The following is a 19,987-nucleotide window of genomic DNA, read 5'->3' on the forward strand; positions in this document are numbered from 1 at the left end:
TGCCCGGCATGGGCCGCGCGATAGGCCGGCCCGCTGCTCCGGAAGATATCGGCGACCTCGAGTGAGGTGCGCACCGGCTCAACCGGGAGGTGCCCTGCCTTCCATCACGGCCACGATCTGGTCGAGCGGGCTGGCCACCGCCCGCATCGTCTTGCTCGAGACCTGGGTATAGATGCCGGTCGTGTTGATGTTCACGTGTCCCAGCAGCACCTGGATGACCCGGATATCGACGCCTTGCTCGAGCAGGTGAGTGGCGAACGAGTGGCGCAGTGTAAGCGGGCTTACCCGCTTGTGGATCTCGGCGCGCTCGGCCGCTTCCTGCACGACGCGGTGCAACTGGCGAGCCGAGACCGGATCCGTGCCGCTGCGGCCGGGGAACAGCCAGCCATGAGGTAGCATCACTCTGCGCCGCTTGCCTTCGCGCCACCATTGACGGAGCAAGTCCAGCAGGTGCGATGAGAGCATGGCGTTGCGGTCCTTGCGTCCTTCGCCCTGCTCGACGCGGTCGCAACCTGCTGGTCATTGCAGACAGTCACGGCCCTCGGGCGGACATAGGGCGCGCCCGTCTGCCGATTGATGCGCGTGAGCGGAATGATGGCGCTCTTGAATTTCAGCTCGATCATTATCGACGCACTGATCGGCAAGCGGAAACAGAACTGACAAAAACTCGGCACGGCTGGCGACCTCTTGGCCGCTCGGCACATGCGAGGAAGTCCAAGGCGTTCTGTTCGTCGGTCAGCCGACTTAAGCGCCGGCCGCCGCTCAACCACCGAGCTCGACTGTGGACACTGTTCTTTCGCGATGAAGCTAACTTCTTCGACACCACGCGAGATGCCCTATGACAGCTTCCGTCAGGACAAGGCGTTCACCGACTGATATGAGCGACCGGCTCTGGTCGTCTGCTAGCGGCGGCCGCCTCTAAGTCAGTGTCAGCTACCCCTGTTACCTCGCCCTGGACCGCACAATCGACTACCGGCCAGTTTTTATCCGTACCGTAGTTTCGTTTTTACGAGAGCGAACTCTTAGGCCGGGGTAGCGGACCAACCGACAGTATCCACAATTGCCCACTGATAACCGGAATAATCGAAATCTGTTAGTCTTTGGCATCAAGATTGTGAAAATCCGACAAGCCGCACCTAGGCGGCGAAAATCAGCGTCTAAACGTCGGCTTGTGTCGGCAGGGTATCTTTGGATTATAGCCCGCGTTCTATAAGTTTGGTGTCAAGGCGCGGGAAGACCTTGCGGGTGTTGCCCTCGAAGATCGCGTGGCGCTCTTTATCCGAGATGTCCAGCGCATCTACATAGCGCTTGGTGTCGTCGAAGTAATGCCCGGTCTGCGGATCGATCCCGCGCACCGCGCCGACCATCTCCGAGCCGAACAGGATGTTCTTGTTGGCGATCACGTCGGCCAGCAGGTCGATGCCGGGCTGGTGATAGACGCAGGTGTCGAAGAACACGTTGTTCATAATGTATTCGTCGAGGCTGGGCTTCTTCAGCATGTCGGCCAGCCCGCGATACCGGCCCCAGTGATAAGGCACCGCGCCGCCGCCGTGCGGTATGATGAAGCGCAGCTTCGGGAATTTCGCGAAGAGGTCGCCTTGCATTAACTGCATGAACGCCACCGTGTCCGCCGCGATGTAGAAGCCGCCGGTGGCGTGCATCGCCGGATTGCACGAACCCGAAACGTGGATCATCGCGGGCACGTCCAGTTCTGACATGACCTCGTAGATCGGGAACCAGTATTCGTCGGTCAGCGGCGGGTGCTCGAAATGGCCGCCGCCCGGATCGGGGTTGAGGTTGCAGCCAATGAAGCCCAGTTCCTCCACGCAGCGGCGCAGTTCCTTGATCGAAGCCGTTAGGTCTGCCTTGGGGGACTGGGGCAGCATGCAGACGCCCACGAACGTCTCGGGGAACATCGCGACCACCCGGGCAATCAGGTTGTTGCAGTGAAAGGCCCACTCCTCGGAAATCGCCTGATCGCCGACATGGTGCGCCATGGCCGAGGCGCGGGGGCTGAAGATCGTCAGGTCGGCGCCGCGTTCCTTGATGAGCTTCAGCTGGTTCTGCTCGATCGTCTCCCGAATTTCCGCGTCGGAAATTTCGGGGTAGGCGGGGATTGGTTCTCCAGCCTTGAACGCGGTGATCTGGGCCTCGCGCCAGGCGTCGTGCGCCTTGGGCAGCACCGTGTAGTGACCGTGACAGTCGATAACGAGCGACATGGCTCAGCTTTCTCCCTTGGATATGGCAGTAATTGCCGCGAGCTTTGCGGTGAAGCCCTGCGGTAGTGGTTCGATTGCAAGATCGCCAAGCGCCTGCTGGCGGGCGACCGTGTTGTTAGTCATGAGCGGGTCGATCCCCAGATCGCGCAGCATCTGCGCGGCCTCGGCCATCTCCGCAGCGCGGCGTCGTCCATGGATCAGCATGCGATCAAGGTTGTAATCGGCGCGTTCCGGCCAGGAATTCGTCTTCTCGCTGGCATCGAGCGAGGCGAGGACCGCATCGGCCACCCCTTCCGCATGGGCGGCCAGCATCATCTCGGCGGTGAGTGCTTCCACGCCTTTCACCATGACCGAACGCACCAGCTTGATGGCGGAAGCACGGCCAATCGCATCGCCGACGACAGCGGTTCTGGTGAAGCCCGCTTCGCGCACAAGGCTTTCCGCCTCCGCCGCGTCAGGCCCGGAAATGTTGAGCGGCACAGCCATGTGCGCCGGGTTGACCGGAGCCATCACGGCGACGTCGACATAACGTTTGCCAGCCTCCGCAAAGGCGCTGGCGGCCTCTCGCTTGGTGCCGGGGGCGACGGAGTTCATGTCGCAGAACAGGGCTTCGGGTGCGATAAGCCCGGCGCATTCGCGGGCGACATTCAGCGCCTGATCGGCAGGGACCAGCGACAGGACGAGAGCGGCGCCTGAGAGCGCCTGCGCCGCGCCGTCGCAGGACGTCACGCCCAGTTCGTCGATCACGGCGCGACGGGCGGCGGCCTTGTCGAAGGCTGCGGCCTGCGATCCCCATGCAGCGGCGCGGGCGAATGTCGATCCGGCCTCTCCGAAGCCGATCAGGGCTATTGTTCCTCTCATACCGCTCTAGGTGGCGGCGCGTCTTTCGTGCAGCAAATCGGAACTGGCGAAGGGCTATAACCGTGTGCTAATTTTGCGTGATGCCGCATTCGCGCGCCGCCGCTTTGAGATCGGCGAAGAATTCCGACTGGACCTCAGTGGGAAGCAGCGATGCGCGGGTCGTCATGCCGATTGTACGGGCGAAGCGTTCGGGCAGGCGGGCGAGGGGGCGCAGCCATTCGGCTTCGACTTCCACCGACACCTGATCGGGGGACAGCAGGGCGATGAAGTCCGTGCCCATCAGTACCTGTCGGATCATCATCACGGACCCCGACTCGATCGGAACCGGCGGCAAGGGCAGGCCAAGGTCGGTGAAATAACCTTCGAAACTTTCACGCAACGGGGTTCCGGGCGGGGCCAGTGTGAAAGGAAACCGTGCCATGTCCGCACCGGCGGGCGATGTACCCGCCAAGGGATGGCCGTGCCGCGCATAGAATGCCGGAACGTCATCGAACAGGCGATGTTGGGCGAGGTCAGGCTCGGTCAGCGGTTCGCGCAGGGCGCCGACCATGACGTCGATCACGCCGCTGCGCAGCGGCTCGACAAGCTCGGCGCGCGATCCTTCGACGATGGTGAGCCGGACCTGCGGCCTGCGCGCCAGAAAGCGGGCGACGGCGGCGGGCAGGATGCGCGCGCGTGATAGCGGCATGGCGCCGATGGCAATGCGCCGCGTCTCATGCCCGCGCAGGGCCATGACTTCGGACAGTCCCGTTTCCAGTTCGACTTGGGCCAGCCGAAATTCGCGCGCCAGTTGATTGCCCGCATCGGTGGTGATCGCAAACTTGCCCCGGCGGCTGACTAGCGCTCGGCGCAGCGCAAGCGCCAGATCGCCTACCGCGCGGTGGATGGAGGGCACGGACAGCCCCGTCGCCTGGCTCGCGCTGGTGTAACTGCCCGTCTCTGCCACGGCCAGCATTGCCCGCATTCGTGACATCGTGACATGCGGACTGCGTACATGCGTCAGCGCAGCGGCGATGCGGGGGCTGAGGATCTCGCCCGCGCGCGTCGGGATCATTCCGTCATGGCGCCGCTCGAACAGGGGCAGGCCCAGCATGTCCTCCAGCCTCCTCAGCGCTTGTGTTATCGCGGGCTGGCTGAGGTTGACGGCGCTCGCAGCGGCATTGACCGATCCCAGACCGGCAATTCGTTCCACCGCATGAAGGTGCCGAAGGTTCAGACTCCAGATGTCCATGCAGCCACTCTTAGCCAAATCCTATCGCACTTTCCAAAGTTCTCTTTCCGGTTCGGCAGCGCTTTCGCCATCTCGGGACAAAACTAGGAGTGCATGTCATGAGTGGTATCGTCGTCCAGAACATCGAGCGCGCCGACCCGGCCGTGATCGACGGTCTCGCCAAGTGCGGCGTTGCCACCGTCCATGAAGCGCAGGGCCGCACCGGCCTGCTCGCCAGCTATATGCGCCCGATTTACAGCGGGGCGCGGATTGCAGGCTCTGCAGTGACGATCAGCGCGGCGCCGGGCGACAACTGGATGGTCCATGTGGCTATCGAACAGCTCAAGGACGGCGATATCCTGCTGCTCGCCCCGACCAGCCCTTGCGAAGATGGCTACTTCGGCGATCTTCTGGCCACCAGTGCGCAGGCGCGCGGTTGCCGTGGCCTGATCATCGACGCGGGTGTGCGCGATGTGCGCGATCTGACGGAGATGAACTTCCCCGTCTGGTCCAAGGCAGTCTATGCGCAGGGCACCGTCAAGAACACGCTGGGTTCGGTCAACGTTCCGGTGGTCTGCGCCAATGCCGCCGTGCAGGCGGGCGACGTGATCGTCGCTGACGACGACGGCGTCTGCGTGGTCCCGCGCGAGAAAGCCGCCCAAGTGCTTGCCGCCGCGCAGGCCCGCGAAGCCAACGAAGGCGAAAAGCGTGAGAAGCTGGCGAATGGCGTCCTTGGCCTGGATATGTACAAGATGCGTGAGCGTCTGGAGAAGGAAGGGCTGAGGTATGTCTGACCCGGACCCTTCAGCAGAAGTGGGAACCGGTTCTGGGCCCGGAAGGGCCGGCACAAAGTTTTTTGGCAGCGCTCCGTGTATGTGGATGCGCGGCGGAACGTCCAAGGGTGGCTACTTCCTGAAGGACGATCTGCCTGCCGCCACGGCGGCGCGCGATGCCTTTCTGCTGGGCGTCATGGGGTCGCCCGATCCGCGCGAGATTGACGGCATGGGCGGCGCCGATCCGCTGACCAGCAAAGTCGCCGTCGTGGCGAAATCCGCACGCGAAGGGATCGACGTCGATTACCTGTTCCTGCAGGTCTTCGTCGACAAGGCCCTCGTCACCGATGCGCAGAACTGCGGCAATATCCTTGCCGGGATCGGTCCCTTCGCGATCGAGCGCGGCCTTGTGGCCGCGACCGGCGATGAGACGCGGGTGGCGATCTATATGGAGAACACCGGGCAGGTCGCGGTGGCCACGGTGCAGACGCCCGGCGGTGTCGTGACCTATGCAGGTGATGCCGCGATTGACGGCGTTCCGGGCACTCATGCCCCGGTGCCGCTGGAATTTCGCGACACCGCGGGGTCCTCATGCGGAGCGCTGCTGCCTACCGGCAATGCGGTCGATGTAGTGACCGGGGTGCCGGTCACCTTGATCGACAACGGCATGCCCTGCGTGGTGTTCAAGGCCGAGGACGTGGGCGTCACCGGCTATGAAGACCGTGAGACGCTGGATGCCGATACCGAATTGAAGGCGCGGATAGAGGCGATCCGGCTGGCCGTGGGTGAGCGGATGAACCTGAGCGACGTTACCGACAAGTCGGTGCCCAAGATGATGCTCGTCGCGCCGCCGAAGAACGGCGGGGCAGTGACGGTGCGCAGCTTCATTCCCCATCGCGCCCATGCCACCATTGGCGTGCTGGGTGCGGTATCGGTGGCGACGGCCTGCCTGCTCGAAGGATCGCCTGCTGCCGAAGTCGCGCACGTTCCTGCAGGCACGCGCAAGACCCTCTCAGTCGAACACCCGACCGGCGAGATGACCTGCGTGCTTGAAACCGACGACAATGGCGCGGTCACCAGCGCCGCATTGCTGCGCACGGCGCGCAAGCTGATGGATGGGGTCGTTTTCGGCTGATCCCCCCCACGCCGTCAGCGTGAGAGGGGCCTGGTGATGATGCCGCTTCCGTAGGGGTAGAGCGGCCGGACACTGTCATCCGGCAACGCAGGATCCTGTGCTTCGACGGCGGCCATCGACCGTGGCAGTTCGAATGGCAGCCGTCCACGCGCAGTTGCCTTGCCGAGCGCGACATCAAGTACCGCGGCGTCACTGGCGCCGAAGTTGACCAGAATTGCCGCAGCCTTGTCCTGCACGTTGGTCAGGATGGCCGGACGGTCCATGAAGATCGAGAACAGCGTGGGTGTACCCGCCGCCGTTGCCCGCTTCAGAGCTTCGTAGGCGGCATCGCCGTCGCGGTAGTCGAGGCGGCCTTCGTGCTGGCGACTACCGAAGAAGTGATAGGGGTGCAGCATCTCGTGCGCGGTGTCCGCACGGATGACGGCGAAGTCCGCCTCTGCAGGATCGCCCACCACTTCCAGCCCGGCGGCCTGTGCGGCTTGCGCCGACATCCCGAGCAGCCACACCTTGCGCTTGGTTAGGATCGGGATGAGGCCATGGTTCTGCAGCAGAACCTGCGCCGCTCGCTGCGTTGCTTCCGCTTCGGGCCGCGCGGCACCGACCACTGTCCCGGCCCCCGCCGGATCAACGTAGGCATTCTCGAACAGGCCGAGCTGGAACTTGGAGATCAGGATACGTCGCACCGACTGGTCGATACGCGCCTCAGTGATCTTGCCGTTGCGCACTGCTGCCAGCAGCGGCTCGACCGCATCGGTGCCGCCGAACTGGTCGATCCCAGCTGTGACGCCCAGCGCGTAGCGATCTTCGACGCTGAGGTCTTCGACGCCCCAGGCAGTGGAAATGTCCTCGGGCCTTTGCGGCGCGTCCTTGTTCGGCGCGCTACAGCGCGTGTCGCAGTCAAGCGTGATCGCCCAGTCACTGAGGATGATCCCTTTGTAGCCGAGCTTGCCGCGCAGCAGGTTGGTCAGCAGTACCTTGCTGTAGCCGGCGCTGACCGGCTCGACGGGCTGGCCATCAACGATCGCGCCGGGAAGGGTCGTGTAGGCAGGCATCACAGCGCTTGCTCCGGCATCGAGCGCTCCGTGAAAGGCCTGGACGTGCAAGTTCAGCTTGTCGCCGACGCGGGCAAAGCGACCGTAGGAATTGTGCCCGTCCAGCCCATCGATCGATGCGCCGTAGCCGACCCAGTGCTTCACCACGGTCATCACCCCGTCGTTGGCAAGGCCGTGAGCGCCACCCTGGAAGCCGCGCACATAGGCCGCGCCTAACGTGCTCGTCAGCGCCGGATCGGAGCCGAAGGTCCCGGTGATGCGCGACCAACGCGGCTCGGTCGCGATGTCGAGTTGCGGCGAGAGCGCCTGATGGATACCAACCGCGCGGTACTCCGAACGCACGATGGTCGCGAAGCGTTCGACCAGCGCCGGGTCGCGCAATGCGGCGAGGCCGAGCGTCTCGGGCCACTGGGTGGTGCCCGCGGCGTTCTCGCTGGCTCCGACGACATTCTGGAAATGATTGCGCGGATCGGAACTGATCGTCACCGGGACGCCAAGGCGCGTCGCTTCTGCGAGTTCCTGCACGGCGTTGTCCTGCGCCGCCATCCTTGCGGGCGGTAGCACCAGGCGGGTGATCATGCTGGTGACGTGCCGTTCGCGGATCATCGCGGCAGCGCGGTCCAGATCATAGCCGCTGTCCGACCGGCCGAGCGCGCCACCGGCGCCGGGCAAGGTGCCGTGCATCATCGTCCCGGCCTTTTCCGCGAGCGTCATGCGGGCGACGAGATCGTCGGCCCGTTTTTCGGGCGAGAGGCGCCAATCCTCGTAGGGAGTCAGCTTTCCGTCGCCATCGAGATCGTGGAAACGCAGCCCGTCGATCTTCAGGACGGGCTTTCGGTGTGCCTCGACGGACGGTTGCCGGGGCAAGACCTCTGCTTTTGAGGTTCCGGCCAACGCCACGAGCGTTGCAGTGCTGGCAAGAAGCAACCGATGCCGTGTCGATATCATCGAAAGAGTCTGCTTTCCGCCGTCCGTCAGAGTGCCGTGGTGGACGGCTGTGAGGGGAAGGGAAAGAGGAAAATCCGGCCCGCGACAGGAGGAGCTGTCGCGGGCCGGCAGGAGGAGAGCTTAGAACTTGCCCTGCAGGCGCACGCCGTAGGTGCGCGGGGCGGCGAACTGGTAGAAGTTCGTTCCGGTGAACGAGCCGATGCTGGCGCCGGTGAGGATCACCGAGTTGGTCAGGTTGCGCACATACGCCTGAAGGCTCCAGGCGTTTTCAGGCGCGGTGTAGGTGAGGCTTGCATCCACCGTCTCGTAAGGCTTCTGGCGGTCGTTCGCCCTGTTGTAAAACGTCAGGTATGAGGTTGAGCGATAGGTCGCCTGCACCCGGGGCGTGATGTCGCCGCCATTGGCGAGTTCGAAGACGTGCTGGTAGCCGCCCGACAGCGACCATTCGGGCGCCTGGATCAGATGATTGCCGGCAAGGTCCACGTTGACGCCGCCGGTGTTGACCGCGAATTTCTTGAACTTCGCATCGAGCCAGTTGATCGACAGGTCGATGGAGTCCGCGTTGCTGGCCTTCCACTCAACTTGCGCCTCGATGCCCTTGACCCGGGAATTGCCCGCGTTGAGCACCTGCACACCCTGGTTGGTGGTCTGGCTGACCTGCTGGTCCTTGTAGTCGTAGATGAAGCCGCTGAGATTCAACTGCAGCGTGTTGCCGAGCAGGCGGTTCTTCGAGCCGACTTCATAGGCGATTACGGTTTCCGGACCATAGGCGTTGATCGAGGTGAAACCGCCCGACTTGTAGCCCTTGTCGACCTTGGCATAGACGAGGTTGGCCGGCGTCGCCTGATAGTCGAGCCCGACGTGATACGATACGTCGCTGTCGCGCGAACGGTCGTCCGTCGGCGCATAGTTCAGTACCGGCTGCGTCGCGGGCGGATTGGCAAGGCTGGGGCCGTTGTAAGCATAGCCGGTGCGGGTCTTGGTGTCCTGCGACCAGCGGATTCCCGCGCTCGCCTTCAACTGATCGGTGAAGGCGTAGGAAATCTGACCGAAGGCGGCCTTTGACTTCACCTGCACGTCATAGTGGTAGTCGCGAAGCAGGACCACGTTGCCATTCGGGTTGACGTAGTTCTGCGAGCGAACCGCGAGATCCTGATTGTAGTAGTACAGGCCGGTCTGCCAGGTGAACGGACCACCGGTTTTCGATGACAGGCGCAGTTCGTGGCTGGTGTCGTCCGAGAATTCGCCCGCGCGGAAGACGTAGGACTTGGTCGCGGTGCCGTCGTTGTCGAAGGTCTGGTCCTTGTCGACCCCGACATAGCCGAACAGGTAGGTCGCCTTGACCGAGCCGAAGTCGTAGTCGAGCTGCGCCGAGAGCGTCTTGCGGGTCAGGTCGTAGTCGTTCTTGAAGTTGAGCGGGATGGTCTTAACCTCGTCCCAGTCCGTCGGCGGCTCGGCGCGGGTGGTCGGGTAGCCCGCCTGGACCGGGCCGAAGCCGCTCTGCTTCAGGTAGCCGCCCGAGAGCAGAACGCTCAGGCTGTCGTTGGGCTTGAACAGCGCCTGGAGGCGGCCGCCGCGCGAGTATTCGTCGTCCCCGCGCTGGCCGTTGCCGACGTCACGAAAACCGTCGCGCTCGCGGCGGATGCCCGAAGCGCGGATGGCGATGGTGTCGCCGACCGGGATATTGACCGCGGCTTCGAGGTTGATGGTGTTGTAGTTCCCGGCATCGACTGCAGCATAGCCGCCGAAGTCGCCCAGTTCGGGGCGCTTCGACACGACGTTGATGACGCCGCCGGTCGCATTGCGGCCGTAGAGCGTGCCTTGCGGGCCGCGCAGCACTTCGATGCGGTCGAGATCGAAGAACGCAGCGTTCATGCCGGCGGGACGCTGAAGGAAGATGCCATCCATGTTGATGGCGACGGCGGGGTCGCCGATCTCGGAGGTATCGCGGCCGGATACGCCGCGCACGGTGACGATGGTGTTCGCACCCGACTGGCCGAACTGAATGCCCGGTGCCACCGCCTGCAGCGATTCCATGTTGGCGACGCCGTTCTTGGCGAGTTTGTCCGAAGTCACGACGTCGATCGCGATCGCGGTCTTCTGGACGTTCGATTCGCGCTTTTCGGCGGTGACGATGATTTCCTGAAGGCCGCCGTCGGCCTCCTGTGCGGCAGGTGTGGCGGTTTCCTGCGCATGTGCGGCGAACGGCGTTGCGGCGATCAATGCGAGGGTGCTGACGGCGTGGGACGCCCTGAACCTTGTCATAGATTTTCTCTCCCTGATGAGCGCTGGTCGGCTCCATCTGACGGGGCCGACCGCTAAGGGAGTGATTCTTTCTGGTCAACAATTTGGATCCCGAATGTTTGCTTATTGAATGAAAAACTCCCGAATACAGGCAATAATCGCGCTATTTGGGACTCCGTAAATGTTGACGAGAGTGCCGCCTTCTTTTAGCTGCGGATGCATGGTCCAACGGGAGGCGGCGCCGCGGCAGGCCGTGGATACAGGCCCCCGCATCAAAGAATTAAGGAACCGGCCTTGGGAGAATATGCAGACGCCGCAGCGCAGGCACGCAGACGCTATGTGTTGATCGCGCTGGTCTTTTTCGGGACCGTGCTGAGCTATGTCGATCGCCAGGTGCTGGCGCTGCTCAAGCCCACGCTCGAAGCCACCTTCCATTGGAGCGACGAGGATTTTGCGCACCTTGGCTCCGCGTTCAGTCTGGCGATGGCATCGTCGGTGCTGTTCTCGGGCTGGCTCGTTGACCGTTTCGGCGTACGCATCGCCTATGGCTGGGCCGTGGCGGTCTGGAGCCTTGCGGGCATGGCGCATACCGCTGCCGCAACCGTAACCCAGTTCGTTATGGCACGCGTGACGCTGGCGCTGGGGGAATCGGTGTCCGGGCCGGCCACGGTCAAGGCGACGGCACAGTATCTGCCGCTCAGGGAACGCTCCTTCGGTCTTGGCGTGATCGCCACCGCGCCCAGTATTGGAGCCATCCTGACGCCGCTGGTGATCCCGGTGGTTGCGGTGACGTTCGGGTGGAAATCAGCGTTCCTGCTGACGGGCGGACTCGGTGTGATCTGGGTGGCGTTCTGGCTGCTGGGCACGCGTCATCTGCACTCCACCGCAGCCGCGACCTCCGGTGATGCGAAAGCCGGCGTGGACTGGGAGGCGCTGTTCACCGATCGGCGGACCTGGGCGATCACAGGCTCGAAGGCGCTGGCGGACATGGTCTGGTGGTTCCTGCTGTTCTGGATCCCGGACCTGTTCAGCAAGGTCTTCGGACTGACCCAAACCGAGATCGGCGGGCCGGTGGCGCTGACGTATGCGATGGCCGCGCTGGGAGCACTGGCGAGCGGCGGCCTGTTCCCGGCACTGCTGCGGCGCGGGCTGTCGGTCAACGCGGCCCGCAAGTCGTCAATGCTGCTGTTTTCCGTCCTTATCCTGGCCTTGCCGCTGGCACTTCACGTCGGCAGCGCATGGACGGCGGCAGCGATCATCGGGGTCGCGCTATTCGCGCACAACGGCTTTGTCACCAACATCTTCGGCCTCACCGCCGACATCGTGCCGCTGCAGCGCGTGGGCACCGTCACCGCGCTCAGTTCGGTTGCGGGCAACCTTAGCGGCATGGCGATGATAGAGTTCGCCGGATGGTCGCTGACCAACGGCCACGGCTACTGGCCGATGTTCGCAGTGGCCTCGGTCGCCTACCTTGCCGCGACGCTCTTGCTGCACCTTGTCGTGCCGCGCATCGAACTGGTGCACGCGTAGGTTCGGGATCCAATGGCATTGACAGTTCGGCGAGAAATCCTTCCTGTGCCGCGATGAGCAACACGACGCTGGAAAACACGCTCAAGGAGATGATCCTTCGCGAAGAACTGGCCCCCGGCGAGCGGCTGACCGAAGCGGCGTTGTCGGAAAGACTGGGCGTGTCTCGCACCCCTATACGCAACATCCTGCCGCGGCTGGCGGTGGAGGGCTTCCTCAGCCCGGTGGGCAAGCGCGGCTATGTTGTTGCGGCGGTCAGCGAGCGTGAGATCGACGATGCGCTGGACTTGCGCGCCACGCTGGAAGGCTGGGCCGCGCGTACGCTGGCCGAGCGCGGAGCCGATCCGGCGGTGCTGGAGGCGCTGGAGGCATGCCTGGTCGAAGGCGACGCGCTGTTTGAGAAGCATCACCTCGATCGCGAGGACGAGCTTGAGTACGGGCGCATGAACGAACGCTTTCATCGCCTGATGATTGAGGGTTGCCAGTCGCCACTGCTTTCGATGTTCATCGAGCGGCTCAACAACGTGCCGTTTGTGGCACCGTCGGTGATCGTCTTCGATCAGGTGGGCTTGCGGCGGGCCTTTGCCATGCTGCACCGGGCGCACGGTTTCCACCACGCTATCGTCGATGCTGTGCGTAGGCGCGATGGCGCGCGCGCCGAATTCCTGTTCCGGGAACACGCCAATCACCAACGCGTCAGCATGTTCGAACGGCGCAAGGCAAAGGCAGTGGTGCAGCGCGAGACGGAGCCTCGCAAGAACGCGCCGCGCAAGCCGCGCAAGGTTGCCGCCGGGGATTAACCGGTTGCCGCTGCAGCCGTTGTGGTGGCCAGCGGTTGAGGGCGGGTCATCCAGGGCGCCAGGCTGTTCATCCCGGTGTCGATCTGCGATAGCACCGATGCCAGTGCGCCGAGTTCGATCGCATCGTCCAGGATTTCGGCTATGCAGAAGCGAGTGCCGCTACCGATCGCGCTCAGGTTGATGACTTCGGCCGATGCCCGCAGGCCGCCGAGCACGATGTCACCCGCTCGGCCAAGCGTGCCGCCGATCGAGATGGCGCTGGGGCCGATCACGCGCACCACCGTCGCCAGTGCGCGGCCAAGATGAAGACCCGTCTCGAACAGCACGCGCTGGCACGCGGCATCGCCCAGGCGGGCGCTTTCTATGACGTCGTGCAGGGTGGTCTTCGGAGAGCCGAGGTCGGGCAAGGCCTTGAGGATGGCGCGTTCGGTGGCGAGGCTCGTCAGGCAACCCCGGCTGCCGCAAAAGCACAGGTCACCCGCGTCCTCGATGACCATGTGACCGATCTCTCCAGCCAGGCCCGTGCCGCCGTGGTAGATGCCGCCGTTGATGATGAAGCCGCCACCGATACCTTCGGAGCAGGTGATGTTCAGGAAATCGCCGCAGCCGCGCCCCGATCCCCATGACCATTCCGCCAGTGCGGCGAAGTTGGCGTCGTTGTCCACCGCCACCGGGATGCGCAGGTGACGGGTGAAGTACTTGTGGATGTCCACTTGCTTCCAGCTAGGCAGGCGCTGCCAGGCCCATTGCGCGATCGTGCCGCTGGCGCGATCGATCGGGCCGACGATCGCAACGGCCATTCCCACTGCCTGCGCGCCGCGCTGCCGTGCCAGGCTGGCGAGACGGTTGGCCATGTCGAGCGCCATCGCCGGGGAAGGCGCGGCATCGCGGTGTTCGGGCAGGTCGGTCGAGACGACGTCGATCCGTTCCTGCCCGTTGAACTCGAACAGTGACGCCTTGATGAGGGCGTCGCTGACGGTCAGCGTGATGACCGAGCCCTGTGTCGAGGCCAGGCAGACGAATGCCTCGCGCTTGTTCTTCCATTCGTACTGCACGGCGCCCTGATCGCGCAGGGACTGCACGATGTGATTTACGGTCGCGCGCGAGAGCCCGGTCGAACGGGCAATGCTGGCCTGACTGGCGGGACCGTTGCTGCGCAGGAAGCCCAGCACGTCCTGCACGTTGGCGTTACGATCGACGCGCATGCCGCGCTTTCGTGGTTCGAGAGGGGTGGGAAGCATAAGTGCACGGTGATCGCAAGTCCGGGTTCGGTCAAGCGTGATCGTATGGAAAGCGAACGAATGAAAAAAATCTTCTCCCTTATCGTTCGACTTATTGCACTGCATCAAATAGCGCATTTCCACATTTTCAAGGCCTGTCCTCGTTACCGGGCCTGATTTTGCTGCGACGCGGCGACGAACGATCTTAATCCGAACGATAATCCATTTGAAACGGTCGGTAAAAGAACGTTTACGCGATCGGTATCCGGAATCACCTGCTCGTGACGAAGCAAGGGTTCGGTTTCCGAACGTTCCTTTGGGAGGGATTATGAAAGCCTTTCATCTTACCGCATCCGTAATCGCCGTCGGCTTTGCCGCTTTCCAGTGCGCGTCTGCACTCGCTCAGTCGGCTGACACCGTGCCTGCGCAGGATGCCGCGGAAGCGTCGGCGCAGACCGACGAGATCGTCGTCACCGCGCTGCGCCGCGACCAGGCGCTCAGCAAGGCGCCGGTCGCCATTGCCGCCGTCGCCGGCGACAAGCTGTTGTCCGAAGGCGTCACCAGCTCGCGCGATCTGCAGAACGTCATTCCGAACGTCCAGGCAGGCCCCGCCGGCTTCGCCATCCGCGGTGTCGCCAGCACCGACTTCTCGGAGAAGGGCGACCCCTCGACCGCCTACAACCTCGATGGCGTCAACATCGCGCGCCCGACCGAACAGGCGCTGACCATGTTCGACGTCAGCCGCGTCGAGGTGCTGCGCGGGCCGCAGGGCACGCTTTATGGCCGTAACGCGACCGCCGGCGTCATCAACGTCATCACCAACCGTCCCACGAACAAATGGGAAGGGGCCTATTCGCTCGAATACGGCAACTATAACACCGTGCGCGCCAACGGCATGCTGAACGCGCCGATCGCGGACGGCATCGCGCTGCGCCTCGCGGGGGCCTATAACAACCACGACGGCTTCACCGCCACGCACGACGGCCACGACAAGCTGGATGACCAGAACGACTTCGGTCTGCGCGCCAGCCTGCTGTTCGATATCGGCAGCGCGACCACGCTGTTCGTCTCGGGCGATTACGAACAGTCGGACACCAACGGCCAGGCGCGCGTCGCGCTCGACCGGGCGGTCGCGCAGAACGACGATCACAGCCTGCGCTACCAGAACCCCGGGATGGACACCTACAGCCGCTTCAATTCGGGCGGCGTCACGGCCGAGCTGAATTCCGACCTCGGCTTCGCCAAGCTGACCTATCTGTTCGGCTGGCGTAAGTCGACCTGGCGCGAACTGACCGTGCGCAACGACATCCCCTCCGATTCCAGCCAGGTCAATGGCGCGTTCACGTCGTTCCAGAACCACCAGCAGGACTCGCACGAACTGCGCCTTGCCTCGCAGGGCAGCGGGCCGCTCTCGTGGGTCGTGGGTGCCTACTACTTCCACGAGAAGACCTACACCGCCCCTGAACTGGACTTCGTCAACCAGGGCTTCACGCTCAGCTACGACCTGAACGCTTCGGCGAAGTCCTACGCGGGCTTCGGTCAGGCGACCTACGAGGTCGTCCCCGGCGTGCGCGTCACCGGCGGCGTGCGCTGGACCAAGGACAGCAAGGACCGCACCGGCACGCAGTATTTCACGCTCAATGGGCTCGGCCTGACGTTCCCGTCGGACTACAGCGGTCATTATCCGGGCGGTGGCATTTCCGGTTCGCGCGTGACCTGGAAGGGCAGCGTCGAGGCGGACCTGACGCCGACGATCCTTGCCTACGCGGGCGTGACTTCGGGCTACAAGGCGGGCGGCTTCAACGACGGCACGCCCAACGACGTCAGCAGCGTGCCGTTCTACTACAAGCCCGAGCGCATCATCTCCTACGAGGCGGGCGTGAAGGGCACCACGCTGGGCCGTTCGCTCTACTTCAGCCTGACCGGCTTCTATTACGACTATCGCGACCTGCAGCAGGGCCTGGTCAAGACCACCGGCGGCGCGGTGACGCTCAACGTGCCCAAGGCCAAGGTTCAGGGCATCGAGCTGGAGGGCAACTACCGCCTCGGCGCCAATACCCGCATCGACTACTCGCTGGCCTATCTGGACGCGACCTACGGCGAATTCCGTCCGCTGGAGAGCGACCAGAGCATCAACTTCGAGGGCACCCCGCTCGATCGTTCGCCCAAGTGGTCCGGCCGTGTCGGCGTGACGCAGGACGTGCCGCTGGCCAATGGCGGGCGCATCTCGGGCAGCGCTGCGCTGAAGTTCTCCAGCTCCTACATCGTCACCGACAACAACACCGCCAACCAGATCAAGCAGGACTCCTACACCCGCACGGACATCCAGGTCGGCTACTTCGCGCCGGAAGATCGCTGGTACGTGCAGGCGTTCGTCAAGAACCTGGAGAACAAGCGCCTGCTGGGCACCTACGAACTCCAGTCGTTCACCCTGACCGACCCGCGCCAGTTCGGCGTGCGCGGCGGCGTCAAGTTCTGATCCCTCCCGACGGCGCTCGCAGGGCAGGCCTGCGAGCGCCAACCGCTATTGGACAAGACCACCTCATGAACAAGCAGTACGACGTCATCGTGGTGGGCTCGGGCGCGGCGGGCAGCTTTGCGGCGATGGGGCTGACTGAGCAGGGTCTCGAAGTGCTGCTGCTGGAAGCGGGCCGCGCGATCACGGCGGACGATTTTCCCACCAACCTCTCCGGTCCGAAAGAAAAGGGCGTACAGCTGTGGGCGCGCATTCGCGCATCGTTCACCGGCCAGCCCCTGCAATCGCGCGTGGCGCTCTATGCGCAGCAGATGCGCCACCTGTTCGTCAAGGACAGCGATCACCCCTATACTACCGACAAGGATGCGCCGTTCCTGTGGATCCGCGGCAAGCAGCTGGGCGGGCGCCTGCATACTTTCGGCCGGGTGCTGTTGCGCTGGTCGGACGGCGATTTCAAGGCCGCAAGCCGCGACGGCTACGGCGAGGACTGGCCGATCTCCTACGCCGATCTTGAACCCTACTATGCTCGTGCGGAGGAAACGCTGGGCGTGCGTGGCTGCTCGGAAGGCATCGCCAGCATCCCGGACGGGAAATTCGCCGGCCCTTCGAAGCTGACCGCCGCCGAACGCGACTTCAAGCTGGCCACCGAAAGCCACTGGCCCGGCCGCAAGGCGACGTCGTGGCGCTACATGCCGCCCAACATCAGGCGCGTGCCGGTGCCGATTCTGAAGGCGCAGGAGACGGGCAAGCTGACGGTCCGTTCGGACGCGGTGGCGCGGCGGATACTCACCGATCCCGCCACTGGCCGCGCGACCGGCGCGGAGTTCGTCGATCGCGAGACGAAGCAGGTCCACACTGTCCATGCCGGCGCTGTCATGGTCTGCGCCTCGGCGATCGAGTCGGTGCGGTTGCTGTTCAACTCGGCGGGTGGAAAACACCCCGAAGGCCTGGGCAACAACTCGGGCAATCTGGGGCGCTACTTCATGGACCAGGTGCCGTGCATCATCATGGGCACCGTGCCGGGACGCAAGGGCTGGGAAGCGGACGACACGGTTCCCGCCGATCCGTTCTACGGCGTGGGCGGCGGCGTCTACATACCGCGCTGGGAGAACGTGACGGCCCAGACCAACTCCGAATTCCTGCGCGGCTACGGCTATCAGGGCACCGTGGGGCGCCTGTTCTCGCCTGCCGACAAGGCCGCCAAGTTCGGTATCATGGGCTTTGGCGAGATGCTGCCCGATGCCGACAACCGCATCACCCTCAACCCCTCGCGCAAGGACGCCTGGGGCGTGCCGATCCCGCACATCCGCTGCAAGATGGGCGAAAACGATCTCAAGGTGCTACGCGCACAATCGCGCGCGATCTACGAGATGGCGGAAAACGCCGGGCTTGCCACCGAGTTCGTCGGCAATGCGCTGGGTCTTGAGGAGCACGGACGCGGCGTATTCCCCGATGCCGACATCTTCAGCCGGACGATCGTGCGCATGAATTTCGCCAAATCGATGGCGATGGGCGCGGCGATCCATGAAAGCGGCGGCGCGCGCATGGGCACCGATCCGGCGACGTCGGTGCTCAATGCGCATAATCAGGTCTGGGATGCGCCGAACGTGTTCGTCACCGACGCCAGCAGCTTCATGACCGGCGGCACCAGCGGAACGACCCTGACGATCATGGCGCTGACCTTGCGCGCCTGCCGCAAGGTGGCCGAGGAACTGACAAAGGGACAGGCCTGAAGGCCGGCCCGCGAGGAGCGAAGAGAGATGCCAGGTATCATCAGCGGATCACGCACCGAGCTACGCCCGGCAGGCTATGGGGAGATCGAAGGGCCGTCCTTCCTGATCGCGCGCCTCAGCCTCGTCACGCTGGTCGAGTTCATCGTGTTCGGCGCGTGGTTCGCCACGCTCGGGCTGGTGCTGGCGAGCAACGGGCTGGATGCCATCATCGGCATCGCCTATCTCGTCAGTGCCATTGCCGCGATCATCGCACCGCTGTTCCTGGGCGCGCTGGGCGACCGCTTCCTGGCGCCGCGCAACGTACTGGCGCTGGCGCACGTGGCCGGCGCCGTGTTGCTGGTCATGCTGCCGCATGCTATCGCGGCGCATGACGCGAACCTGACGCTGGCGCTGATCTTCGCCTACATGTGCACGTTCCAGCCGACGCTGGGCCTCATCAACTCGATCTCGCTGACTCTGCTGGGCGATAACCAGCAGCATTTTCCCTACGTGCGCCTGTTCGGGCCCGGTGGCTGGGTCGTGGCGGGACTGGCGGTCGGCTGGCTGGGGCTGTCGGCCTCGACCGGCGTGTTCTACTTCGCCGCCGCCTTCGCCGTGATAACTGCACTCGCCTCGTTCACGCTGCCGCGCACGCCGCCGCCGGCCAAGGGCGCGCGATTTTCGCTGGGCGACCTCATCGGCGTCAAGGCGCTGGTGCTGTTCCGCAACCGTACGTTCGCCGCTCTGATGTTCTGCACGCTGCTGACCTCGATCTCGCTGGGCGTCTACAACAGCTTCGCCTCGCCCTATCTGGCGGTGCTGGGCATCACCAACGTCGCAGGCGTGCTGGCGCTGGGACCGATCTCGGAAGTCGTGTTCATCGGCACGATCCCCTGGGTTCTGGCGCGCATCGGGATGAAGTGGGCGCTGTTCTTCGGCATGCTGATGTGGAGCGTTCGCTTCGCACTGCTTCTGCTCGCAGGCGGCGGTAACAGCGCCTACGCGATCGGCGCGGTGGCGCTGCACGGCATCTGCAACGATTATTTCATCGTCGTCGCCGCGATGTTCATCGCCCGCGTCGCTCCCCCGCAGCTCGCCGCGCAGGCGCAGGGCTGGCTGATCCTGATGGTCTCGGGCTTCGGCGCGGCGATCGGTTCGGCCGCTTCGGGGGCGATCTACGGCGCACTCGTCGTACCCGCCGCCGCGCAGGGACCGTCGGCCTGGGCGCCGCTTTGGGTGGGGCCGATCGGCATGGCGATCGTCACCTGCGTGGCGTGGCTGGCGCTCTACCGGCGCGAGCAGGACTGATGGCAACCAGGATCAACCGGACAGGACAGGCATATGTTCGATAACTATCTCGTAAGGGCAGACAGCCTGCGCAACGACGTGGTTGACGGCGAAGTCGTCGGCTTCCAGCTGGCGGTGCGCATCGCCAATTACCGGGGCGTCTATCTCTCGCTCCACACCGGCTACTTCCTCGAAGTGGATGGCGTGCTCTACCCGCGCGAGGCCCAGACCTTCGAGGTCAATGGCAAGCCCCCGCGCGATTTCGATGAGATCCGCAACGCCGTTCACGAACACTGGGACTACGACGACGAGGCGATCCTCCACATCTGCGTGCCCGGTGGCCTGGCCGCCGGAGAGCACGTCGTGCGCTTCCAGCAATGCGTTATCGCCGCCTACGGCTACCTGCCGACCGACGAGGAATGGGTGAAGGCGCCGCCGACACCCGGCACCGGCGCGGGTTCGGACAAGACCCCGCATATCGTGACCTACACCCTGACGCTCAACGAAACGGCGGAGGCCTGAC

Annotated in this window: 14 protein-coding genes and 1 pseudogene; 8 read left to right on the plus strand and 7 right to left on the minus strand. The window is 64.3% G+C overall.

Annotated elements, in window-relative coordinates; all coding sequences use genetic code 11:
• Positions 1-78 precede the first annotated feature (78 nt).
• The 4 genes and pseudogenes from LH128_RS30810 to LH128_RS30825 all read right to left on the minus strand — a co-directional run.
• A pseudogene (locus LH128_RS30810) lies at positions 79-504 on the minus strand (tyrosine-type recombinase/integrase); the annotation flags it as partial.
• 689 nt (positions 505-1,193) lie between these two features.
• Complete coding sequence (locus LH128_RS30815) at positions 1,194-2,219, minus strand: amidohydrolase family protein (protein ID WP_008833609.1); 1,026 nt, start codon at positions 2,217-2,219, stop codon at positions 1,194-1,196.
• Between the two features lie 3 nt (positions 2,220-2,222).
• Positions 2,223-3,080 (minus strand): NAD(P)-dependent oxidoreductase, encoded by an 858-nt coding sequence (locus LH128_RS30820; protein WP_008833610.1) that lies wholly within the window; start codon positions 3,078-3,080, stop codon positions 2,223-2,225.
• A gap of 67 nt (positions 3,081-3,147) precedes the next feature.
• On the minus strand, positions 3,148-4,311 hold the full coding sequence (locus LH128_RS30825) for a LysR substrate-binding domain-containing protein (RefSeq protein WP_037522464.1): 1,164 nt from the start codon (positions 4,309-4,311) through the stop codon (positions 3,148-3,150).
• A 98-nt stretch (positions 4,312-4,409) separates the two neighbouring features.
• On the opposite strand from LH128_RS30825, the gene ligK reads away from it, so the two are divergent.
• A complete protein-coding gene (gene ligK, locus LH128_RS30830) occupies positions 4,410-5,084 on the plus strand; it encodes a 4-carboxy-4-hydroxy-2-oxoadipate aldolase/oxaloacetate decarboxylase (protein WP_008833613.1) in 675 nt (224 codons plus the stop codon).
• Between the two features lie 79 nt (positions 5,085-5,163).
• Positions 5,164-6,198 (plus strand): 4-oxalomesaconate tautomerase, encoded by a 1,035-nt coding sequence (locus tag LH128_RS30835; RefSeq protein WP_008833614.1) that lies wholly within the window; start codon positions 5,164-5,166, stop codon positions 6,196-6,198.
• Positions 6,199-6,212: 14 nt separating this feature from the next.
• Here the strand turns inward: LH128_RS30835 and LH128_RS30840 are convergent, their stop codons facing one another.
• Together LH128_RS30840 and LH128_RS30845 are read right to left on the minus strand one after the other, a co-directional pair.
• Entirely contained in the window at positions 6,213-8,117 is a 1,905-nt protein-coding gene (locus LH128_RS30840) for a glycoside hydrolase family 3 protein (RefSeq protein ID WP_008833615.1), read from the minus strand.
• 201 nt (positions 8,118-8,318) lie between these two features.
• On the minus strand, positions 8,319-10,463 hold the full coding sequence (locus LH128_RS30845; protein ID WP_008833616.1) for a TonB-dependent receptor: 2,145 nt from the start codon (positions 10,461-10,463) through the stop codon (positions 8,319-8,321).
• Between the two features lie 273 nt (positions 10,464-10,736).
• Between LH128_RS30845 and LH128_RS30850 the strand changes: the two genes are divergently transcribed.
• Together LH128_RS30850 and LH128_RS30855 are read left to right on the plus strand one after the other, a co-directional pair.
• Positions 10,737-11,972 carry an MFS transporter gene (locus tag LH128_RS30850; protein WP_008833617.1) on the plus strand — a complete coding sequence of 412 codons (1,236 nt, stop codon included), beginning with the start codon at positions 10,737-10,739 and terminating at the stop codon, positions 11,970-11,972.
• Between the two features lie 53 nt (positions 11,973-12,025).
• Entirely contained in the window at positions 12,026-12,769 is a 744-nt protein-coding gene (locus LH128_RS30855) for a GntR family transcriptional regulator (RefSeq protein ID WP_008833618.1), read from the plus strand.
• On the opposite strand, the gene LH128_RS30860 is transcribed toward LH128_RS30855, so the two are convergent.
• Positions 12,766-13,974 (minus strand): ROK family transcriptional regulator, encoded by a 1,209-nt coding sequence (locus tag LH128_RS30860; RefSeq protein ID WP_008833619.1) that lies wholly within the window; start codon positions 13,972-13,974, stop codon positions 12,766-12,768. The genes LH128_RS30855 and LH128_RS30860 overlap by 4 nt on opposite strands.
• Positions 13,975-14,317: 343 nt before the next feature.
• On the opposite strand from LH128_RS30860, the gene LH128_RS30865 reads away from it, so the two are divergent.
• From LH128_RS30865 to LH128_RS30880, 4 genes are all read left to right on the plus strand, one after another.
• The gene (locus LH128_RS30865; protein WP_008833620.1) at positions 14,318-16,468 is read left to right on the plus strand and encodes a TonB-dependent receptor; all 2,151 of its coding nucleotides are present in this window, start codon (positions 14,318-14,320) and stop codon (positions 16,466-16,468) included.
• Between the two features lie 65 nt (positions 16,469-16,533).
• Positions 16,534-18,198 carry a GMC oxidoreductase gene (locus LH128_RS30870; protein ID WP_008833621.1) on the plus strand — a complete coding sequence of 555 codons (1,665 nt, stop codon included), beginning with the start codon at positions 16,534-16,536 and terminating at the stop codon, positions 18,196-18,198.
• 27 nt (positions 18,199-18,225) lie between these two features.
• Entirely contained in the window at positions 18,226-19,485 is a 1,260-nt protein-coding gene (locus LH128_RS30875; RefSeq protein ID WP_008833622.1) for an MFS transporter, read from the plus strand.
• A gap of 33 nt (positions 19,486-19,518) precedes the next feature.
• Positions 19,519-19,986 carry a C-glycoside deglycosidase beta subunit domain-containing protein gene (locus LH128_RS30880; RefSeq protein ID WP_008833623.1) on the plus strand — a complete coding sequence of 156 codons (468 nt, stop codon included), beginning with the start codon at positions 19,519-19,521 and terminating at the stop codon, positions 19,984-19,986.
• The last annotated feature ends 1 nt before the right edge of the window (position 19,987 follow it).

Source organism: Sphingomonas sp. LH128 (genome assembly GCF_000293195.2).
GTDB classification, from domain to species: Bacteria; Pseudomonadota; Alphaproteobacteria; order Sphingomonadales; family Sphingomonadaceae; genus Novosphingobium; species Novosphingobium resinovorum_A.